This window comes from Streptomyces sp. NPDC046876 (assembly GCF_040645035.1).
Classification (GTDB): Bacteria; Actinomycetota; Actinomycetes; order Streptomycetales; family Streptomycetaceae; genus Streptomyces.
In genome coordinates, this window is sequence record NZ_JBEYXK010000013.1 from 1 (window position 1) to 17,516 (window position 17,516).

General features: G+C 71.8%; 22 protein-coding genes. 10 read left to right on the forward strand and 12 right to left on the reverse strand.

The genetic code is table 11. The features are described from left to right. Window positions 1-124 precede the first annotated feature (124 nt). The 4 genes from ABZ924_RS10460 to ABZ924_RS10475 form a co-directional block, all read right to left on the reverse strand. Window positions 125-1,057: a pyridoxal-phosphate dependent enzyme gene (locus ABZ924_RS10460; RefSeq protein ID WP_361906658.1), complete on the reverse strand. Its 933-nt coding sequence runs from the start codon at window positions 1,055-1,057 to the stop codon at window positions 125-127. Between the two features lie 36 nt (window positions 1,058-1,093). Next, window positions 1,094-1,684 carry an N-acetylmuramoyl-L-alanine amidase gene (locus tag ABZ924_RS10465; RefSeq protein ID WP_361906660.1) on the reverse strand — a complete coding sequence of 197 codons (591 nt, stop codon included), beginning with the start codon at window positions 1,682-1,684 and terminating at the stop codon, window positions 1,094-1,096. Between the two features lie 172 nt (window positions 1,685-1,856). Further along, window positions 1,857-3,053, reverse strand: coding sequence for a globin domain-containing protein (locus tag ABZ924_RS10470; protein WP_361906662.1), 1,197 nt, complete (start codon window positions 3,051-3,053; stop codon window positions 1,857-1,859). Window positions 3,054-3,179: 126 nt separating this feature from the next. Next, window positions 3,180-3,638, reverse strand: coding sequence for an Rrf2 family transcriptional regulator (locus ABZ924_RS10475; protein WP_361906664.1), 459 nt, complete (start codon window positions 3,636-3,638; stop codon window positions 3,180-3,182). Between the two features lie 188 nt (window positions 3,639-3,826). Here ABZ924_RS10475 and ABZ924_RS10480 point away from each other — a divergent pair, with 188 nt between their 5' ends. The 5 genes from ABZ924_RS10480 to ABZ924_RS10500 all read left to right on the forward strand — a co-directional run bounded on the left by ABZ924_RS10480 (window position 3,827) and on the right by ABZ924_RS10500 (window position 7,997). Then, window positions 3,827-5,233 (forward strand): family 2B encapsulin nanocompartment shell protein, encoded by a 1,407-nt coding sequence (locus ABZ924_RS10480; protein WP_361906666.1) that lies wholly within the window; start codon window positions 3,827-3,829, stop codon window positions 5,231-5,233. A 38-nt stretch (window positions 5,234-5,271) separates the two neighbouring features. Continuing rightward, window positions 5,272-6,330: a family 2 encapsulin nanocompartment cargo protein polyprenyl transferase gene (locus tag ABZ924_RS10485; RefSeq protein WP_361906668.1), complete on the forward strand. Its 1,059-nt coding sequence runs from the start codon at window positions 5,272-5,274 to the stop codon at window positions 6,328-6,330. A gap of 134 nt (window positions 6,331-6,464) precedes the next feature. After that, a complete protein-coding gene (locus tag ABZ924_RS10490) occupies window positions 6,465-7,076 on the forward strand; it encodes a GNAT family N-acetyltransferase (RefSeq protein ID WP_361906670.1) in 612 nt (203 codons plus the stop codon). Window positions 7,077-7,146: 70 nt separating this feature from the next. Then, the gene (locus ABZ924_RS10495; RefSeq protein ID WP_361906672.1) at window positions 7,147-7,731 is read left to right on the forward strand and encodes a dihydrofolate reductase family protein; all 585 of its coding nucleotides are present in this window, start codon (window positions 7,147-7,149) and stop codon (window positions 7,729-7,731) included. Window positions 7,732-7,769: 38 nt separating this feature from the next. Continuing rightward, complete coding sequence (locus tag ABZ924_RS10500; protein ID WP_361906674.1) at window positions 7,770-7,997, forward strand: hypothetical protein; 228 nt, start codon at window positions 7,770-7,772, stop codon at window positions 7,995-7,997. Window positions 7,998-8,038: 41 nt separating this feature from the next. Here the strand turns inward: ABZ924_RS10500 and snpA are convergent, their stop codons facing one another. Beyond that, window positions 8,039-8,713, reverse strand: coding sequence for a snapalysin (gene snpA, locus ABZ924_RS10505; RefSeq protein ID WP_361906676.1), 675 nt, complete (start codon window positions 8,711-8,713; stop codon window positions 8,039-8,041). Window positions 8,714-8,919: 206 nt separating this feature from the next. Between snpA and ABZ924_RS10510 the strand changes: the two genes are divergently transcribed. Continuing rightward, entirely contained in the window at window positions 8,920-9,855 is a 936-nt protein-coding gene (locus tag ABZ924_RS10510) for a LysR family transcriptional regulator (protein WP_361906678.1), read from the forward strand. Here the strand turns inward: ABZ924_RS10510 and ABZ924_RS10515 are convergent. Together ABZ924_RS10515 and ABZ924_RS10520 are read right to left on the reverse strand one after the other, a co-directional pair. Next, window positions 9,774-10,160 carry a hypothetical protein gene (locus ABZ924_RS10515; protein WP_361906680.1) on the reverse strand — a complete coding sequence of 129 codons (387 nt, stop codon included), beginning with the start codon at window positions 10,158-10,160 and terminating at the stop codon, window positions 9,774-9,776. The two genes, ABZ924_RS10510 and ABZ924_RS10515, sit on opposite strands and share 82 nt — an antisense overlap. A gap of 5 nt (window positions 10,161-10,165) precedes the next feature. Further along, window positions 10,166-10,660, reverse strand: a complete 495-nt coding sequence (locus tag ABZ924_RS10520; protein WP_361906682.1) for a hypothetical protein — start codon at window positions 10,658-10,660, stop codon at window positions 10,166-10,168. A 174-nt stretch (window positions 10,661-10,834) separates the two neighbouring features. Between ABZ924_RS10520 and ABZ924_RS10525 the strand changes: the two genes are divergently transcribed. After that, window positions 10,835-11,317: a hypothetical protein gene (locus tag ABZ924_RS10525; RefSeq protein WP_361906683.1), complete on the forward strand. Its 483-nt coding sequence runs from the start codon at window positions 10,835-10,837 to the stop codon at window positions 11,315-11,317. Window positions 11,318-11,329: 12 nt separating this feature from the next. Then, window positions 11,330-11,803: a hypothetical protein gene (locus tag ABZ924_RS10530; protein ID WP_361906685.1), complete on the forward strand. Its 474-nt coding sequence runs from the start codon at window positions 11,330-11,332 to the stop codon at window positions 11,801-11,803. A 104-nt stretch (window positions 11,804-11,907) separates the two neighbouring features. Here ABZ924_RS10530 and sodN read toward each other — a convergent pair whose 3' ends face one another. Next, the gene (gene sodN / locus ABZ924_RS10535; RefSeq protein ID WP_048475438.1) at window positions 11,908-12,303 is read right to left on the reverse strand and encodes a superoxide dismutase, Ni; all 396 of its coding nucleotides are present in this window, start codon (window positions 12,301-12,303) and stop codon (window positions 11,908-11,910) included. 180 nt (window positions 12,304-12,483) lie between these two features. On the opposite strand from sodN, the gene sodX reads away from it, so the two are divergent. Next, on the forward strand, window positions 12,484-12,897 hold the full coding sequence (gene sodX / locus ABZ924_RS10540; RefSeq protein WP_361906687.1) for a nickel-type superoxide dismutase maturation protease: 414 nt from the start codon (window positions 12,484-12,486) through the stop codon (window positions 12,895-12,897). Here sodX and ABZ924_RS10545 read toward each other — a convergent pair. Beyond that, the gene (locus tag ABZ924_RS10545) at window positions 12,801-13,430 is read right to left on the reverse strand and encodes a CGNR zinc finger domain-containing protein (protein ID WP_361906689.1); all 630 of its coding nucleotides are present in this window, start codon (window positions 13,428-13,430) and stop codon (window positions 12,801-12,803) included. The two genes, sodX and ABZ924_RS10545, sit on opposite strands and share 97 nt — an antisense overlap. 82 nt (window positions 13,431-13,512) lie before the next feature. Here ABZ924_RS10545 and ABZ924_RS10550 point away from each other — a divergent pair, with 82 nt between their 5' ends. Continuing rightward, the gene (locus ABZ924_RS10550) at window positions 13,513-14,271 is read left to right on the forward strand and encodes a class I SAM-dependent methyltransferase (RefSeq protein WP_361906691.1); all 759 of its coding nucleotides are present in this window, start codon (window positions 13,513-13,515) and stop codon (window positions 14,269-14,271) included. Window positions 14,272-14,381: 110 nt separating this feature from the next. Here ABZ924_RS10550 and ABZ924_RS10555 read toward each other — a convergent pair whose 3' ends face one another. From ABZ924_RS10555 to ABZ924_RS10565, 3 genes are read right to left on the reverse strand one after another with little or no spacing between them, the layout of a single operon-like run. Next, window positions 14,382-15,149 carry an amino acid ABC transporter ATP-binding protein gene (locus ABZ924_RS10555; RefSeq protein ID WP_361906693.1) on the reverse strand — a complete coding sequence of 256 codons (768 nt, stop codon included), beginning with the start codon at window positions 15,147-15,149 and terminating at the stop codon, window positions 14,382-14,384. Next, on the reverse strand, window positions 15,146-16,093 hold the full coding sequence (locus tag ABZ924_RS10560) for an amino acid ABC transporter permease (RefSeq protein ID WP_361906695.1): 948 nt from the start codon (window positions 16,091-16,093) through the stop codon (window positions 15,146-15,148). The genes ABZ924_RS10555 and ABZ924_RS10560 overlap by 4 nt, the downstream gene beginning before the upstream one ends. Before the next feature lie 36 nt (window positions 16,094-16,129). Further along, window positions 16,130-17,086: an ABC transporter substrate-binding protein gene (locus tag ABZ924_RS10565; protein ID WP_361906697.1), complete on the reverse strand. Its 957-nt coding sequence runs from the start codon at window positions 17,084-17,086 to the stop codon at window positions 16,130-16,132. Between the last annotated feature and the right edge of the window lie 430 nt (window positions 17,087-17,516).

The following is a 17,516-nucleotide window of genomic DNA, read 5'->3' on the forward strand; positions in this document are numbered from 1 at the left end:
CCGCCTGGACCTGGCCGAGGTCTCGGCGATGATGCGCTCAAACGCCGCGCGGGCTGAATCAGCCTCGCCGGCGTTTGAGGCGTTTCGGGAAGGGGCGGGGTGGGGGAACGGCTCCGCGCAGCGGTCAAGGGCGGCCCGTGATGACCGCCGTGACGGCGGTGCCGCGGGGGAAGGCGCCGCGGTCGGCCAGGGCCGCCAAGGCCCACAGGAGTTTCGCCACGTAGATGCGCTCGACCGGGACCCCGTGCCGGGCCTCGAAGTCGGCGGCGAAGGCCTCCAGGGCGGCCGGGACACGGGCGTAGCCCCCGTGGTCGAAGCCCTCGGCCAGGGCCCACTCCCCGGCCGGTCCCCCGAAGGCCCGCTCCTGGAGGGAACGTATCTCCGCCCCCAGGAACCCGCCCGCCAGCACCGGCACCCCGAGCGCCCGCTGCCCGGGCCCGAGGCCGGCGGCCAGGCCGGCCAGGGTCCCGCCGGTGCCGCAGGCCACCGCGACCGTGTCCGAGCCGCCCCGCAGCTCGCGCCCCAGCTCCGCGCACCCCCGCACGGCGAGCGGGTTGCTGCCGCCCTCGGGGACCACGTACGCCCCGCTGGCGCCGGCCGCGGCGAGCAGCCGGTCGAGCACCTCGGGCTCGCCCTTGCGCCGGTAGTCGCCGCGCGTCACGAAGTGCAGCCGCATCCCGTCCGCCGCGCACCGCGCGAGCGAGTCGTTGAGCGGCTGCCCGGCGAGCTCGTGCCCGCGCACGATGCCGACGGTGCCGAGCCCGAGCAGCCGCCCCGCGGCGGCGGTGGCCCGCAGGTGGTTGGAGTACGCCCCGCCGAAGGTGGCCAGCTCCCGCTGCCCGGCGGCCACCGCGGCCCGCAGGTTCGGCGCGAGCTTGCGCCACTTGTTGCCCGGCAGCTCCGGATGGACGAGGTCGTCCCGCTTGAGCAGCAGCCGTACGCCGCGGCGCTCGAACCGCTCGTCGCGGACCTCCTGTACGGGGGAGGGCGGGCGCGGGCGCAGGAGCGGCTCGGGGTTCACGGGGCGGTTCACCGGTCCATTGTCGGCGCCCTCCATGGTCGGTGTCCCGCCGACGTCTCCCCGCGAAGGACGCTACTTCAGGCGCTCGCCCACCCGGGCGCGGAAGGAGTCCATCGTGAAGCCCGCCGGGTCGATCTTCCCCGGCTGCCATTCGAGGTGGCCGATCACCGAGCGCTCGGTCCAGCCGTGCACCCGGCACACCGCGGCCGCGGCCCGGGCCATCGCGTCGAGCTGGACCGCCGGCCAGGGGTCCTCGCCGTCGCCGAGGTTCTCGCACTCGAAGCCGTAGAAGTGGCGGTTGCCGTCGGTGTTCGCGCGGTGGTCCGGCGGGAGGCGCTTCTCCGCGATCACCGCCGCCAGGACGTCGGAGTCACCCGCGCCGGCGTGGTTGGCCCGGCCGTAGCCGACCAGGTGGACCCGGCCGTCCTTGGTGATCACGCCGTGGCAGAGCGGGCCCGGCAGCTCCTCGTCGCCGTTGCGGCAGAGCTGGACGGTGTACGAGGTGCCGTGGGTGACGGTGTGGTGGATCATCACCCCGTGCACGGGGCCCCAGGGGCCCTTGTGGTTGCGGTTGTGGGTGCGCCAGGCGCCGACCTCGACGACGGTCAGTCCCTCGCGCCGCAGGGCGCCGAGGAACCGGTCCGCGGACATGGGAGCGGCCATGGCCGCCTCCTCTCCGGATGCGCGGCGGCCACCTTGCGTGTCCGCCTCATCGCTCTCCGGTGTAGTGGAGGAGTTCCTTCCGAGGCCAGGGCGTTCGTACGGCGAGCGAGCCGATCCGGACAGCAGTCCCGGCCGGCCCGCCCGCCCCACGGGCCGCAGTCCTTGCGAGCCCTTACGCGGAGGCCAGCCACAGGTCCGGGCCGAACACCTCGTAGTGGATGTCCGCGGCCGGCACGCCCTTCGCCAGCAGCTGCGCGCGCACCGCCCGCATGAAGGGGAGCGGGCCGCACAGGTACGCCCGGGTGCCCGGGGCCACCGCGACGTCCGCCAGGTCCATCAGGCCCTCGCCGTCGCCGGGTTCGGCGTCGGCCTCGTACCAGAACCGGGCCGTGCCGTCGGCCAGCTTGTGCGTCAGGGCCCGGTGGTCGGCGCGCAGCGCGTGGTCGGCGGGGGAGCGGTCGGCGTGCAGGACGGTGACCGGGGACGGGTGTGCGGTCTCGGCGAGGTGCTCCAGCATCGACAGCATCGGGGTGCAGCCGATGCCGGCCGAGGCGAGCAGGACCGGCGCCGCGCCGCCGCGCAGGACCAGGTCGCCGTACGGAGCGGAGACGCGCAGGGTGTCGCCCACCGCGACCTCGGCGTGCAGGTGGTTCGAGACCTCCCCGTCGGGGCCGGCGGCGGCCGGGCCGTGGATCCGCTTGACGGTGATGGTGCGGACCGGCGAGCCGGGCGCGCAGGACAGGCTGTACTGGCGGATCTGCCGGGCGCCGTCGGGCAGTTCCACCTGCACCGAGACGTACTGGCCGGGGGCGAAGCCGGGCGCGGGGGCGCCGTCGGCGGGGGCGAGGTGGAAGGTGGTGCAGTCCGCGGTCTCCTCCACCCGGGCGGTGACCGTCCACGGGCGCCAGACGTCGCCGGCGAGGACCTGCTGCTCGGCGTAGAGCCGCTCCTCGATGGCGATGAGGGCGTTCGCCATCAGCCAGTAGACCTCGTCCCAGGCCGCGGCGACGTCGGGGGTGACGGCCTCGCCGAGGACCTCGGCGATCGCCGCGAAGAGGTGGCGGTGAACGACCTCGTACTGCCCGCGGGTGACGCCGAGGGAGGCGTGCTTGTGCGCGATGCGGTTCAGCATGACGTCGGGCCGGGTGTCGGGGTGGGCGACGAGGTGGGTGGCGAACGCGGCGATGGAGCCGGCGAGGGCCTGCTTCTGCAGGCCGGCGTTCTGGTTGCCGCGGTTGAACAGGTCGCGCAGCAGCTCCGGGTGGGCCGCGAAGAGCTTCGTGTAGAAGAGCTCCGCGATGTCGCCGACGGCCGCGCCCACGGCGGGAAGGGTGGCGCGGACGGTCTCGGTCGACTTCTCGGACAGCATCGGTGACTCCTTGCGTGAACGGGGGCGGTGCGGTGTGCGTTTTCTGGTATCTAAGATGCAAGTTTTGGGGTGTGATCAGCCTAGGCGGCCCGGCGGGCGGTGCGAATCGGCCAACCGGCCCGACCGTCAGGGACTTTCGGCCCGTCCGGCCGCAGCGCTTCCCGAAATGCCCAGCAGCAGCGGCCCGGTGGGCGTGGCGACCAGGTCGGAGACCGTCAGCGGGTCGAGCGCGGCGAAGAAGGCCTCCTGGGCTCGGCGCAGCGCACCCCGCAGGATGCAGGCGCCGCGCAGCGGGCAGGGCGTGGTGCCCTCGCAGTCCACGACGTCGCCCGCACCCTCCAGTTCGCGGACGACCCCGCCCACGGACGCAGCCCGCCCGGCGGCGGTCAGCGAGAGCCCTCCGCCGCGGCCGCGGCGCGCCTCGACCAGGCCGAGGTGCTGGAGCCGGGCCACCACCTTGGCGGTGTGGGTGTACGGGACCTCCATCGTCGCCGCCACGTCGCGCGTGGTGGGGAGGTCCTCCTCCGCCACGGCCAGGCGCATCAGGATGCGCAGGGCCAGGTCGGTGAATCGGGTCAGCCGCATGGCCGTCACCGTATGAAAGTTGACTTTGCGATGCAAATTAATGATCGGGGGCTGCGCAGCGGGGGCTGAACCCCAAAGGATGCCCAGCCCCGGGCGGACTAGTCCCACCCTTTTGTGTAATGGTCCCACCACGTTCGGTGCTGAAAGGCTTCTGCCGCTGATCCATGGAGTGATCGAAAGGGAAGCGCATGTCGGTCCAGGCAGGTTCCGAATCCGAGGTCCAGACCCCCCAGCGGAGTCTTGCGACTTCGGCCGCGCGGAACTTGGCAACCACGACCAAGTCCGTACCGCAGATGCAGGAGATCTCCGACCGGTGGCTCCTGAAGACGCTCCCGTGGGTGCCCGTGCAGGGCGGCACCTACCGGGTCAACCGCCGGCTCAGCTACACCGTCGGCGACGGACGCGTGGAGTTCGTCAAGACCGGGAACCGGGTCCAGGTGATCCCCGCCGAGCTCGGCGAGCTGCCGCTGCTGCGCACCTACGAGGACCTCGACGTGCTCACTGAGCTCGCCCGGCGGTGCCGCCAGGTCGACTTCGAGCCCGGCCGGGAACTGACCTCCTTCGGCAGCGCCTCCGACCAGGTGTTCCTGCTCGCCCACGGCCGCATCGAACAGATCGGCCCCGGCCCCTACGGCGAGGACGCCGTCCTGCGCACGGTCGCCGACGGCGCCTACTTCGGCGAGGACTCCCTCGTGGACGACGACGCCATCTGGGAGTACACCGCCCGCGCCGTCACCTCCGGCACCGCCCTCGTCCTGACCCGCGAGGACTTCCGGCTGCTCGCCGACCGCGCCGACTCGCTGCGCCGGCACGTGGAGTCCCTACGCTCCCTGCCCGACCGGCGCACCAACGCCCACGGCGAGGCCGCGATCGACCTCTCCGCCGGCCACCAGGGCGAGCCCGTCCTGCCCGGCACCTTCGTCGACTACGAGGCCAGGCCGCGCGAGTACGAGCTCTCCATCGCCCAGACCGTCCTGCGCGTGCACACCCGCGTCGCCGACCTCTACAACCATCCGATGAACCAGACCGAGCAGCAGCTGCGGCTCACGGTCGAGGCGCTGCGCGAGCGCCAGGAGCACGAGATGGTCAACAACCCCGAGTTCGGCCTGCTCCACAACGCGGAGTACGACCAGCGCATCCAGCCGCACGACGGCGGTCCCACCCCCGACGACATGGACCAGCTGCTCAGCATGCGCCGCGGGTCCAAGCTGTTCCTCGCGCACCCCGAGGCCATCGCCGCCTTCGGCCGCGAGTGCAACAAGCGCGGGGTGTACCCGGACCCGGTCGAGGTCGGCGGCCGCACGGTCCAGGCGTGGCGCGGGGTGCCGATCTTCCCGTGCAACAAGATCCCGATCAGCGACGCCCGGACGACGTCCATCCTCTGCATGCGCACCGGCGAGGAGGAGTCGGGCGTGATCGGCCTGCACCAGCCGGGCATCCCGGACGAGATCGAGCCGAGCATGTCGGTGCGGTTCATGGGCATCAGCGAGCAGGCCATCATCTCCTACCTGGTCACGGCCTACTTCTCCGCCGCGGTGCTGGTGCCGGACGCGCTCGGCATCCTGGAGAACGTCGAGATCGCCCGCCGGCGCTGACCGGCCGGCCGAGCGAGCACCGGGGATGGGGGCACGCCATGGGCGCCACTGAGGCGATCGCGACCGGCGAGGGGCAGGAGGCCGAGGCCGCCGCCCTGCTGGAACGGACGAGGAGAACGGTCGACCCGGAGCTGCGCCGCACGGTCGGGAGCCTGCCCGGCGGGATGCGGCGCGTGGCGATGTACCACTTCGGCTGGGAGCACGCGGACGGCACGCCCGCCGCGGCCCCGGCGGGCAAGGCCATCCGGCCCGCCCTGGTGCTGGCCGCCGCCCGGGCCCTCGCAGGAGAGGACGCCGCGGTCGGCGGCGCCGCGGTGCGGGCGGCGGTGGCCGTGGAGCTCGCGCACAACTACACGCTGCTGCACGACGACGTGATCGACAAGGACGTCACCCGGCGCGGCCGGGCCACGGCCTGGACGGTGTTCGGGATCCCGGACGCGGTGATCACGGGCGACGCCGTGATGGCGCTCGCCCTGAAACTCCTCGCGCAGGACCCGCACCCCGCCTCGGCGGCGGCCTCGGCCCGGCTCGCCGCCTGCATGGTCGAGCTGTGCGCGGGTCAGCAGGCCGACTGCGCCTTCGAACAGCGCCGGCACGTCTCCCTCGACGAGTGCCTGGCCATGGCCACGGCCAAGACCGGGGCCCTGCTGGGCTGCGCCTGCGCGCTCGGTGCGCTCTCCGCGGGCGCCGGGCCGGAGGAGGTCGACGCCATGGACGCCTTCGGCCGCGAGGCGGGCCTCGCCTTCCAGCTGATCGACGACCTGATCGGCATCTGGGGCGACCCGGGGCACACCGGCAAGCCCGCCGGGGCCGATCTGCTCGCCCGCAAGAAGTCCCTGCCCGTCGTGGCCGCGCTCACCTCGGGCACCGCGGCCGGCGAGGAGCTCGCCGCGCTGTACGCCGGACCCATGACGGGGGAGGACGTACGGCGGGCGGCCGACGCGGTGGACCGGGCCGGCGGGCGGGACTGGGCGCAGGCCCATGCCGCGGACCGGATGGGCCGGGCGGTGCAGCAGCTGTCCCGGGCCGTGCCGGACCTCGGCGCGGCGGGCGGGCTGCTGGCGCTGGCGGAGTTCGTCACGCGGCGCACGCGGTGAGCCCGTAGCGTGCCGAGGGCGGTGCGCAAGCCCTGTTCCGGCACCGCATGGTGCCGGAACAGGGCTTTTCCCGGTTTCGGCGCCAACTCTAGGATCTGCCACGGCCATTGAGACTTCAGTGAAGGATGTGGATCGTGGTGCTGGACATACGCCGGGCCGACCAGGCCGACCGGGACGCCGTCGCGCAACTGCTGGACGAGGCCTTCCGCGAGGACCCGGTGAGCAGCTGGGTCTTCCCGGACCCGGAGCACCGGGCCGCTGTGCACGGCAGGTTCCTCGGCGTCTTCGTGGACGTGGCGCTGGCCGAGGGCCGGATCGACTACGCGGCGGACGGCTCGGCGGCCGCGCTGTGGCTGCGGGTCCCGGCGGGTGAGCCGGAGGGTGAGGACGAGACGCCGGCCCGGATGCGCGCCGTGGCCGACCCGGACAACGAGCGGTGCGAGCTGGTGGGCCGGCTGACCGGGGCGGTGCACCCGACGGCCGAGGAGCACGAGTACCTGCTGATGATCGCGGTCGCCCCGGGCCGGCAGGGCGAGGGGCTGGGCACCGCGCTGATGCGGCCGGTGCTGGAGCGCTGCGACCGCGACGGCGTGCCGGCGTACCTGGAGGCGAGCAGCGAGCGCAGCATGCGGCTGTACGAGCGGCTCGGCTGGGAGTTCACGGGCGAGGCGGTGCAGCTGCCGGAGGGGCCGCTGATGTGGCCGATGTGGCGCAAGCCGCAGCCGCCGACCGTACCCCTTGCGTAACCACTACAGCTGAAGTACTTTAACTGGCGTGCCCCGGAGCGGCGGCACTGTCTGACGGAAGAGATCTCGCTTGCGCAAGCTCACGTACTTCGTCGCCACCACGGTCGACGGCTTCATCGGTGACCCGGACGGCGATGCGGAGTTCATGTACCCCTGCGTGGACCAGGAGTTCGTGGCCCACCTGGTGGCCGAGTACCCGGAGACGATCTCCGCGCTGGGCCGGACCCAGCTCGGTATCGAGGACGTGCCGTCGAAGCGGTTCGACACGGTGCTCATGGGGCGGCGCACCTACGAGCCCGGCCTCAAGGTGGGCATGACCAGCCCCTACGGCCACATGCGCGAGCAGTACGTCGTCTCGCGCTCCCTCACCGAGTCCCTCGACCCGCAGGTGCAGCTGCTCGGCGGGGACGTCGCCGCCGCCGTCCGCGAGCTGAAGGCGCAGGACGGCCTGGACATCTGGCTGTGCGGCGGCGCGGACCTCGCGGCCCAGCTGCACGAGGAGATCGACGAGTACGTCGTCAAGACCTACCCGGTCATCGCAGGGACCGGCATGCCGATGTCCCGGGCCGGCTTCGGGGTGCGCGAGCTGGAGCTGACCGGCTGCACCGCCCTGGGCGGCGGCCAGATCATCACCTCGTACGCCGTCAAGCGCTGAAACCCGCCGAACGCGCGGAACCGGCCTACCGTGGAGGTATGGCCGGTGAACAGCGACAGTCCGATCAGCGCCATACGCGGGTGCACGAGACGGTCGCCCCGCAGGCCGGGCACGAGCAGCGCACGTGCCCGGTCTGCGGTCGCGCCGTCGACACGGTCGTCAGGCGGCGCAAGGCGCTGGGGATCTTCGTTCCGGAGTGGGTCCCCGGTCCCTGCAGGAACCCGGAGTGCCCGGAGTACGTACCGGGGGCGGGCCGGCTGCCGTAGCAGCCGGACCCGGCGGCGGGCCTGCCCGTGGCGGGCGGGCCCTATCCCTTGCTGTCCATCCCCGAGGCGACGAGCCCGTTGGCCCACAGCTGGTTCACGCGGGAGCGCTCGGTGCTGTTCGGGTAGGCGTTCGTGCAGGAGGTGCCCGGACCGCCGCCCGACATCAGCTCGGAGCACGGACCGGAGTAGTGGTCGGGCAGACCCAGCACGTGCCCGGTCTCGTGCGCGGTCACGCGGGTGGAGTTGTACTGCTGGTTCTGCTGGTAGTCCAGGAAGATGTAGCCGCGGCCGTGCCCGTCCGTGCTCGCGTACGAGCCGCGCGAGTCGTTGCCCTCGCGGTAGGAGAAGCTGCCGCCGGAGGACACCTCCTGGAGCTTCACGTTCGTCACCGAGCTGTTCCATATCTGCGTGGAGCGGGCTATCTGGGTGCGGAAGCTCGGCGCGTTGCGCGTGTTGTAGGTGACGGTCACCACCTGGATGCCCGGGTTCGCGGCGCGCTGCTCGGCGACCGAGCGCTGCACGGCCTCGAAGAAGGCGCGGTTGGCGTCCTGGTTCTCCTGCGAGCGCTCGTACGCGGCGTAGCTCTGCGCGCTGTCGGCGGCCGGGGCGGTCGCGGCGCCGGCGGTGGGGACGCCGGCGCCGAGGGCGGTGGCCACGCCGAGGCCCACGGCGACGGCCAGCATGGTCTTGCGGGAGGTGTGGCGGGAGTGGCGCATGTGGGGGCTCCTACTCAACTCCGGTGCGGGGGGTGGTGGTTCGGTACCGGAGTCTGCGGGAGCCCGACGGGCCGGCGGATGATGTCAGCCACCGATAACGCCGTCCTATCGGCGGGTTTCGGTAGACCGACGTCCATGAGAATGGCGGGAATCCACGGGGTGTCAGTGGCTGGTGAAATCGAACGCGCCCGCCCTACCCTCGGGACATGGAGCTCGAGGTGAGGCACCTGCGCGCGCTGTGCGCCATCGCCGACGCCGGCAGCCTGCACAAGGCCGCCCGGCAGCTCGGCGTGAGCCAGCCCTCCCTGACGACGCAGCTGCGCCGCATCGAACGGGCCCTGGACGGCGAGCTCTTCCTGCGCGAGCGCACCGGGTGCCGGCCCACCCCCTTCGGGCGCACCGTCCTCGGCCGGGCCCGGCCCCTGCTCGACGGCATGGCCGCCCTCGTCACCGAGGCCCGGGCGATGGCCCGCGGGCCGCGGCTGCGGCTCGGCTCCACCGCCAGCCGCGCCCTGCCGGGGTGGCTGCGCCGGCTGCACCGCCGGTGGCCGGAGACGGAGACCTCCCTGATGGTGGACGTCTCCGCCAACGCCCTGCTGCGGATGGTGGCTTCGGGGCAGCTGGACGTGGCGTTCGTCCACGAGGTGGAGGGCAGCCCGCTGCGGGTTCCGCAGGGGCTGGAGGTACGGGTGCTGGTGGAGCGGGAGCCGCAGTTCGTGTCGATGTGCCTGGACCACCCGGCGGCCCGGCGGCCGGTGGTCGCGTTACAGGACCTCGCCGCCGACCGGTGGACCGTGGACCCCTCCGTCGACGGCGAATGGGACGGCCTGCGGCGCGTCTTCGCCTTGGCCGGCGTCGACCCGCCCGTCCTGCACGCCGACTACCACACCGCCGCCTCGCTGATCGTCTCCGGCGAGGCCGTCGCCCCCTGCCAGCCCACGTCCGGGCCGCGCGACGACATGGCCATCCGACCCCTGTCCGGCGACCCCCTGGCCGTACGGCTGCTGCTCGCGACCCGCCCCGGCGAACACCCCGAGGTCTACGAGGACCTCCGCGCCGCCTACCGCGAGGCGGCCCTGCGCACACCCCCGTACAGGGCCTGGCTCCACCACCACGAAAGCCCCCTGCTGACCGCCTCGTAGCCGCACAGGCCACCGAGGATGCCGTCGAGCCGGGCACGGGCGGCGAGGAGGACCGGCGCCAGCCGCTCGACCACGGCGGCCGTGAGCGGCTCGTAGCCGCCGCTGGGCTGCCAGCACCGGCTCGGGTCGTGACGTACGGCCCAGGCGTAGCAGCAGAGCCGGCAGTCGGCCATGGGGCCGCCGTACCTGACCGCGATGGGCGCGGGCAACCCGCACCCGCCGCACGGCACGTGCGCTCGGCTGCAGATCCCGCCGGGGTGCGCCGCGGACACCTCGACCTCGGGGCCGTCCGGCCCGTTCGCCATGCCCGTCACCCCCGGACCCGCACGTCCGGGGCGGCCTCGGCCAGGCGTGCCGCGCCGACGCGGGCGAGCAGCCGGACGGCGGCGGTGCGGCAGAAGTACGCCCCCGGCCCGGGCGTCGCGGCCCAGTAGAGGGGCCGGTGCGGGACGGGCCTGTAGTGGCCGAGGTCCGGCACCCCGAGGTGCGTGCCGTGCCCGAGGCACTCCAACGGGCTCCGGGCACTCCAGCGGCCCGAGGTCCCCGGCTCCACGAGCGCGTAGTAGTTCCGGCCCCGCGCGTCGTGGATGACGGGGCCCTCCAGGCCGAGGGCCAGGGCGATGTCCACGACGTCGTGCGCGGTGCTGTCGGTGGCCGCGTGGGCGAAGGCGTCGGGGATGCGCACGGCCTCGAAGCGGACCCCGAGCGGCAGCACGGCGACGCCGTGGTCCTGCCACTCGGCGTGGGCGTCCGCGGGGTCGTCGAGACAGCACGCGTACCACTGGGCCGTGGTCTTGGCGGACAAGGCGGCTCCCTACCGTCGTCAGCGGGTCGGCGACCCGAAGCGTCTTCGCCGCGGGTGGCTGTGACCAGTCAACGGCGGGCGCCGTCGTGGAACCGTCTCCGATGCGGCACGCGCATGGCGATATGCGCGTAGCGGGTAGGAGGCCGTGCGGTGAGCGGTCGAAGACCAAGACTGGTGGCGGATGCATGGCTGTGGTCGGTCGAGGCCCTGGCCCATGCTGCGGCCGGTGACGAGCGGTCCGCCGACGGGGCGCTGACGACGAGCCGGACCCTGGCGCAGGGGCTGGCCGCGGAGGATCCCCCGCCGTGGCCCTGGGTGTTCGCCTTCGACGAGAACAAGGTGGCGGCGGCCCGGGTCACGTGCGGGGCCCGGCTCGGGCTGCCGTCCTGGGTGCTGGAGGCGGACACCGACGCCCTCGCCACCGGTCACGCCAAGCAGCGCGCCCTCCTGGTGCTCGACATCGCAGCGGGCCACCTTGCGGCCGGAAGGGTGGAGGCGGCGTTCGCGTTCGCTTCCCGCGCACTGGAGACCGGGCTCCAGTACCGTTCCGGCAGGATCGTCGACCGGGCCCGCGCGGTCCGGCGCTCGTACCGAACCGGATCGCCTCCGAAGGTGGTCCGGGACTTCGACGAACGGCTGCACGGCATCTGCCTGTAGGGGAGGAGCGCGATGCGCGTAGGGATCACCGGTCACCGTGGACTGAGCGACGAGGTGGAACGGAAGGTGCGCGAGCTCCTCGAAGCCGCAGTGAGCCCGCACGACGGCGCCGACCTCGTGGGCGTCTCCTGCATCGCGGACGGTCCCGACGCCTGGTTCGCGCAGTACGTCCTCGCCCACGGCGGCCGTCTGGAGGTGGTGCTCCCCGCGGAGCAGTACCGCGAGAGCCTGCCCGAGCAGCACTGGCCGGTGTACGACGAGCTGATGAGCCGAGCCTCCGAGGTGCACCGCACCGGTATGGGCGCCTCCGACTCGGCGGCGCACATGGCGGGCAGCGAGATCCTCGTCGGTCTGGTCGACGAGCTGTGGGCCGTCTGGGACGGGAAGCCGGCCTGGGGCTACGGCGGCACGGCCGACGTGGTCGCCTACGCCGAGCGCACCGGCGTCCCCGTCCGGATCCTCTGGCCCGAGGGCGCCGGCCGCTGAGTCCCGGGGCGGGGAGCACACAACGGCCCGGCCGCGTTGGGCGGCCGGGCCGTTGAACGGTGTGCTCCGGGTGGCAGAGCAGGAGAACCGAGGGGCGCGCCGGATCAGGCGGCCTTGGTCTCCCAGAAGATGCGGTCGATCTCGGCGATGAGGTCGAGGGCCTTCTGGCCGGTCGCCGGGTCGTTGGACGCCTTGGCGGCCGACAGGGCCTTCAGGGTGTCGTTGACCAGGGTGTGCAGCTGCGGGTACTTCTCGAAGTGCGGCGGCTTGAAGTAGTCGCTCCACAGCACCGAGACGTGGTGCTTGGCGAGCTCGGCGCGCTGCTCCTTGATGGTGATGGCGCGGGCGCGGAAGTCGGCGTCCTCGTTGGCCTGGTACTTCTCCTGGACGGCCTTGACGGACTCGGCCTCGATGCGGGCCTGGGCAGGGTCGTACACGCCGCACGGCAGATCGCAGTGGGCGGAGACCTTCGCCTTGGGGGCGAAGAGGCGGGAAAGCATGGAGTTGTCCTCCTCGTGATCGTCTTCTCAAGGGCGAGATTACTCGGTGGGAAGGCGTATTTCGCGAGCGGCCCCATGGGCTTAGGACAAAAGTCCAGGGTCGAGCCGGGACCGGTGAGCGAACGTACGGGAGTGTGCGGCAGCATGCCTGTGAGGTGCGAGCGCGCGAGGAGGTCGGCCATGGCGGAGCAGAGGCGTCCGCGGTTCGAGGTGCTGGAGGTGGCGGGGCCCTCGATGGTGCCGACGCTGCTGCACGGCGACCGGCTGGTGGTCCGGTACGGGGCTGTGGTCCGTCCGGGTGACGTGGTGGTGCTGCGCCACCCCTTCCAGCAGGACCTGCTGGTGGTCAAGCGGGCGGTGGAGCGGCGGCCGGGCGGCTGGTGGGTGCTCGGGGACAACCCGTACAACGAGTCCGGGGACAGCACCGACTACGGGACGGTGCCCGAGGAGCTGGTCCTGGCGACGGCCGTGCTGCGCTTCCGGCCGCGCGGGGCGGATCAGAGCTCGCTGAGGGCGCGGCTGTCCTGGGCGGTGTCGGCGCTGCGGCCGCTGTGGGCGGACGCCTCGGCCTCCAGCCGCTTGCGGGCCCGGTAGGCGGCGACGTTCGCCCGGGTGGCGCAGCGGTCGGAGCAGTAGCGCCGGGAGCGGTTGGTGGAGGTGTCGAGGTAGGCGTTGCGGCAGGGCGGCGCCTGGCACAGGCCGAGCCGGTCGGGGCCGTGCGCCGTGAGGTGGAACGCCAGCCCGAAGGAGGCGATGGCCGCGTACCCGGCGGAGGCGTTCGAGGGGTGGTCGGCGAGGTGGATGTGCCAGTCGGGGCGGCCCTCGTCGTCGAGGTACTCGTGGCCGGAGACCTGGGGGCTGACGGGGAACTCCATGAGCAGCGAGTTCAGCAGGTCGACCGCGAGGACGTGGTCGCCGCCGTCGGCGGCCTCGAAGACGGCGCGCAGGCGGCCGCGGACGTTGCGGAAGCGCGTCACGTCGGTCTCGGTGACCCGGCGCGCCATCTGCGTGCTGGCGCCGAAGAGTGCGCGCACGGCCTCGACCGAGGTGAGCGCGTCCTTGTTGCGGGCCGGCTCCTCGGTGTTGACCAGGCGCACGGCGTAGTCCGAGTAATGGGCCAGTTCCACTTGTAGTCCTTACGAGTGCCGATTAGTGTCTCGGGTAACGGCTGATACGTATTCGAGGGTATTACGCGCGGAGGGGTTCGCGATGGCTGACGTCACGACGACCGACTGGCAGGCCTGGCAGGACAGCTGGGACCGGCAGCAGGAGTGGTACATGCCCGACCGCGAGGAGCGGTTCCGGGTGATGCTGGACATGCTGGAGGCACTGGTCGGACCCACCCCCCGGGTGCTCGATCTGGCGTGCGGTACGGGAAGTATTACGGACCGCGTCCTCAAGCGGTTCCCGAACGCCACGAGTACCGGCGTGGACCTGGACCCGGCGCTGCTCACCATCGCCCGCGGCCACTTCGCCGGCGACGACCGCGTCACCTTCGTCACCGCCGACCTCAAGGACCCCGACTGGACCGCGGCGCTGCCCAGCGCCCCGTACGACGCCGTGCTGACGGCCACCGCCCTGCACTGGCTGCACAGCCCGCAGCTCGCCGTCCTCTACGGGCAGCTCGCCCCGCTGCTGCGCGAGGGCGGTGTCTTCATGAACGCCGACCACATGCCCGACCCTGCGACCCCGCGGATCAACGCCGCCGAGCACGCCCACCGGCACGCCGCCATGGACCGGGCCCGCGAGGACGGTGCGCTCGACTGGGCCGAATGGTGGGCCCTCGCGGCGGCCGACCCGGTCCTCGCCGAGCCGACCAGGCGCCGCTACGAGATCTACGGCGAGCACGCCGACGGCGACACCCCCGACGCGGCCTGGCACGTCCGCACGCTGCTCGGGGCGGGCTTCGCCGAGGCCCGCACGGTGTGGAGCTCGCCCTCCGACGCGCTGGTCCTCGGCCTGAAGTAGGACCTTTGTAGGAAAGTGAGAATCGAAAAAAATCGTCAGGGGCGGTACGGGACCCGATCGGGATCCGTACCGCCCCTGACGCCGTACTGCAGGAGCGGGCGCGGGAGCGCTCAGAGCACCTTGGACAGGAACGCCTTCGTGCGCTCGTGCTGCGGGTTGCCCAGGACGTCGCGCGGGTTGCCGGACTCGACCACGACGCCGCCGTCCATGAAGACGAGGTTGTCGCCGACCTCGCGGGCGAAGCCCATCTCGTGCGTGACCACGACCATGGTCATGCCCGACTCGGCCAGGTCCCGCATGACGTCGAGGACGTCACCGACGAGCTCGGGGTCGAGCGCCGAGGTGGGCTCGTCGAAGAGCATCAGCTTCGGCTCCATGGCCAGCGCGCGGGCGATCGCCACGCGCTGCTGCTGGCCGCCGGAGAGCTGGGAGGGGTAGTTCCCGCCCTTCTCGCCGAGGCCGACCCGGTCGAGCAGCTTGATCGCACGCTCGCGCGCCACCGCCTTGGACTCCCGCTTGACCATCACCGGGGCTTCCATGACGTTCTCGATGGCCGTCATGTGCGGGAAGAGGTTGAAGCGCTGGAAGACCATGCCGATGTCCCGGCGCTGGGCCGCGACCTCGCTGTCCTTCAGCTCGTAGAGCTTGTCGCCCTTCTGGCGGTAACCCACCAGGTGGCCGTCCACCGACAGGCGGCCGGCGTTGATGCGCTCCAGGTGGTTGATGCACCGCAGGAACGTCGACTTGCCGGAGCCGGACGGGCCGACCAGGCAGAAGACCTCGCGCGGGGCGACCTCGAGGTCGATGCCCCGGAGGATGTGGGCGGCGCCGTAGGACTTGTGGACGCCTTCTGCCTTGACCATCGGCTGGGCGGTCATCGCGCGACCTCCGTACGGCGGAACATGTTCAGGTTGGCCTTGAGGCGCTGGAACGGCGTGGGCGGCAGGCTACGAAGCGATCCGCGGGCGTAGCGGCGCTCCAGGTAGTACTGGCCGACGCTGAACACGCTGGTCAGGGCCAGGTACCAGATGGAGGCCACGAACAGCATCTCCATGATGGCACCGGCGGTGTTGCCGATGTTCGACGTGGACCGCAGGAGTTCTGTGTATTGCACCGCCGAGACCAGGGAGGAGGTCTTCAGCATGTTGATGAACTCGTTGCCCGTCGGCGGGATGATCACGCGCATCGCCTGCGGCAGCACCACGCGGCGCATGGTCTGCGTCTGGGTCATGCCGAGCGCGTGCGAGGCCTCGGTCTGGCCCTCCTCGACGGACTGGATGCCCGCGCGGACGATCTCCGCCATGTAGGCGCCCTCGTTCAGGCCGAGGCCCAGCAGGGCCACCATGAACGGGGTCATGACGTCGACGGTCTCGTTCTTGTAGATCGGACCGAGGTTGATGTACTGGAAGATCAGCGACAGGTTGAACCACACCAGCAGCTGCACGTACACCGGGGTGCCGCGGAAGAACCAGATGTAGAGCCAGGCGACGGAGTTCGTCACCGGGTTCTTCGACAGGCGCATCACGGCGAAGAGGATGCCGAGCGCGAGGCCCAGCGCCATGGACGAGACGCTGATGATGACGGTGTTGCCGAGGCCGCTGAGGACCGCCGGGTCGAACAGCTTGTCGCCGACCGTCTTCCAGATGATGTTGCCGTTGGCGAAGGCGTACACCAGCCAGGCCAGCAGCGCGACGACCACGACGCCGCTGACCCAGCGGCCGTAGTGCCGCACCGGGATGGCCTTGATGGCCTCGTACGGGGTGCCCGAGGGGCCGGGTCCGGCCGGAGCGGCGGCCGGACCCTTGTCGATCTTGTCAGTCACAATGACTGCCCTTCAGTGGAGCGTGGAGCGCGGGTCTTACTGGCCGGCGTTGATCGTGGCGGACTTGACGGCGCTGTCCTGCACGTTCCACTTCTCCAGGGCCTTGGCGTAGGAGCCGTCCTTGATCGCGGCGTCGAGGGCTTCCTTCAGCGCGTCGCGGAGCTGGGTGTTGTCCTTGCTCACGCCGATGCCGAAGAGGCCGACGTCGCTCTGCTGGCCCGCGATCTCGAAGTCGTTGCCGCCGCCAGAGGTCTTCACCGTGTAGGCGGCGACCGGGTAGTCGTTCAGGTCGGCGACGGCGCCGCCGGCCTTGACGCGGGTCTGCGCCTCGGCGTCGGTGTCGAAGGCCTGGATGGTGAGCTTCTTGTCGCCGCACTTCTCGGCCTGGGCCTTGAAGGTGTCCTCGTAGATCGTGCCGCGCTGGACGGCCACGGTCTTGCCGCAGAGGTCGTCCATGGACTTGATGCCCTCGGGGTTGCCCTTCTTCACGAGGAGCGAGAGGCCGGAGGAGAAGTAGTCGACGAAGTCGACGCCCTTGCCGATCTTCTGGCCCTTGTCGTCCAGGCCCTCCTGGCGCTTCTTGTTGTCCGTGATGGAGGACATGATCGCGTCCTCGCGGCCGGTGTAGATCGAGGTGATCAGGCCGTCGAAGGTGCCGGCGGTGAACTGGAACTTCACACCGAGCTGCTTGCCCAGCGCCTCGGCGATGTCGGGGTCGACACCGACGATCTTGCCGTTCTCGACGAACTCCATCGGGGCGTACGCGGAGTCCGTGCCGACCTTGATCACGCCGGCGTCCTGGATCTTCTTCGGGAGCTTCGAGAAGAGCGGAGCCGAGCTGTCGGCCTTGGCGCCCGTCGACGGGGTGCTGGAGCCCTTCTCCGTCTGGTCACCGCAGCCGGTGAGGATCAGGGCGCCGGCGACCGCGATCGCGCCGACCGCGGCGATCCGGGACCGGGCGGCGGTCGTACGACGGGTGGTGCTTGCGGTCATGAGCAGGTTCCTCCGACTGACTGGGAAAAACAAGCGAGAGAGGGTCGGGCACGCACCTTCGAGTGTCGCGACCTCGTGTGATTACGGCATCTTGCCATTCGGACTGACGCATTCAGGCAGTTCGTCAGGTCAAAATCGGATAACGGGTGTCCCGGTGTGCCCTACACCCCTGCGGACAGATCGTTCACGGACCGAAGAAACCCCTGTGACCTGGCCCTTTTGACGGACTATTTGCGGTGCGTCTCGCCTGCTGGACAGAGCTGTTTGGACCTTTCGCCGAAATCCGGACAAGAGACCTCCAGTCCAGCCGGAATCGACTCGTCTGGGTGAGTGTTCTTCGGGTACAACGGATCCTTACACCCCTCATCCGGGGCTCAGGGCGCGCGTGCGGCGCGCCCCGCGCGTACGAACCTCCCCTTCGCGGAGACGG

Coding starts and splice junctions, on each gene's coding strand:
- ABZ924_RS10460 (WP_361906658.1), bottom strand. CDS start 1,057: ATGGAGGGCGCCGACAATGGACCGGTGAACCGCCCCGTGAACCCCGAG.
- ABZ924_RS10465 (WP_361906660.1), bottom strand. CDS start 1,684: ATGGCCGCTCCCATGTCCGCGGACCGGTTCCTCGGCGCCCTGCGGCGC.
- ABZ924_RS10470 (WP_361906662.1), bottom strand. CDS start 3,053: ATGCTGTCCGAGAAGTCGACCGAGACCGTCCGCGCCACCCTTCCCGCC.
- ABZ924_RS10475 (WP_361906664.1), bottom strand. CDS start 3,638: ATGCGGCTGACCCGATTCACCGACCTGGCCCTGCGCATCCTGATGCGC.
- ABZ924_RS10480 (WP_361906666.1), top strand. CDS start 3,827: ATGTCGGTCCAGGCAGGTTCCGAATCCGAGGTCCAGACCCCCCAGCGG.
- ABZ924_RS10485 (WP_361906668.1), top strand. CDS start 5,272: ATGGGCGCCACTGAGGCGATCGCGACCGGCGAGGGGCAGGAGGCCGAG.
- ABZ924_RS10500 (WP_361906674.1), top strand. CDS start 7,770: ATGGCCGGTGAACAGCGACAGTCCGATCAGCGCCATACGCGGGTGCAC.
- snpA (WP_361906676.1), bottom strand. CDS start 8,713: ATGCGCCACTCCCGCCACACCTCCCGCAAGACCATGCTGGCCGTCGCC.
- ABZ924_RS10510 (WP_361906678.1), top strand. CDS start 8,920: ATGGAGCTCGAGGTGAGGCACCTGCGCGCGCTGTGCGCCATCGCCGAC.
- ABZ924_RS10515 (WP_361906680.1), bottom strand. CDS start 10,160: ATGGCGAACGGGCCGGACGGCCCCGAGGTCGAGGTGTCCGCGGCGCAC.
- ABZ924_RS10530 (WP_361906685.1), top strand. CDS start 11,330: ATGCGCGTAGGGATCACCGGTCACCGTGGACTGAGCGACGAGGTGGAA.
- sodN (WP_048475438.1), bottom strand. CDS start 12,303: ATGCTTTCCCGCCTCTTCGCCCCCAAGGCGAAGGTCTCCGCCCACTGC.
- sodX (WP_361906687.1), top strand. CDS start 12,484: ATGGCGGAGCAGAGGCGTCCGCGGTTCGAGGTGCTGGAGGTGGCGGGG.
- ABZ924_RS10550 (WP_361906691.1), top strand. CDS start 13,513: ATGGCTGACGTCACGACGACCGACTGGCAGGCCTGGCAGGACAGCTGG.
- ABZ924_RS10555 (WP_361906693.1), bottom strand. CDS start 15,149: ATGACCGCCCAGCCGATGGTCAAGGCAGAAGGCGTCCACAAGTCCTAC.
- ABZ924_RS10565 (WP_361906697.1), bottom strand. CDS start 17,086: ATGACCGCAAGCACCACCCGTCGTACGACCGCCGCCCGGTCCCGGATC.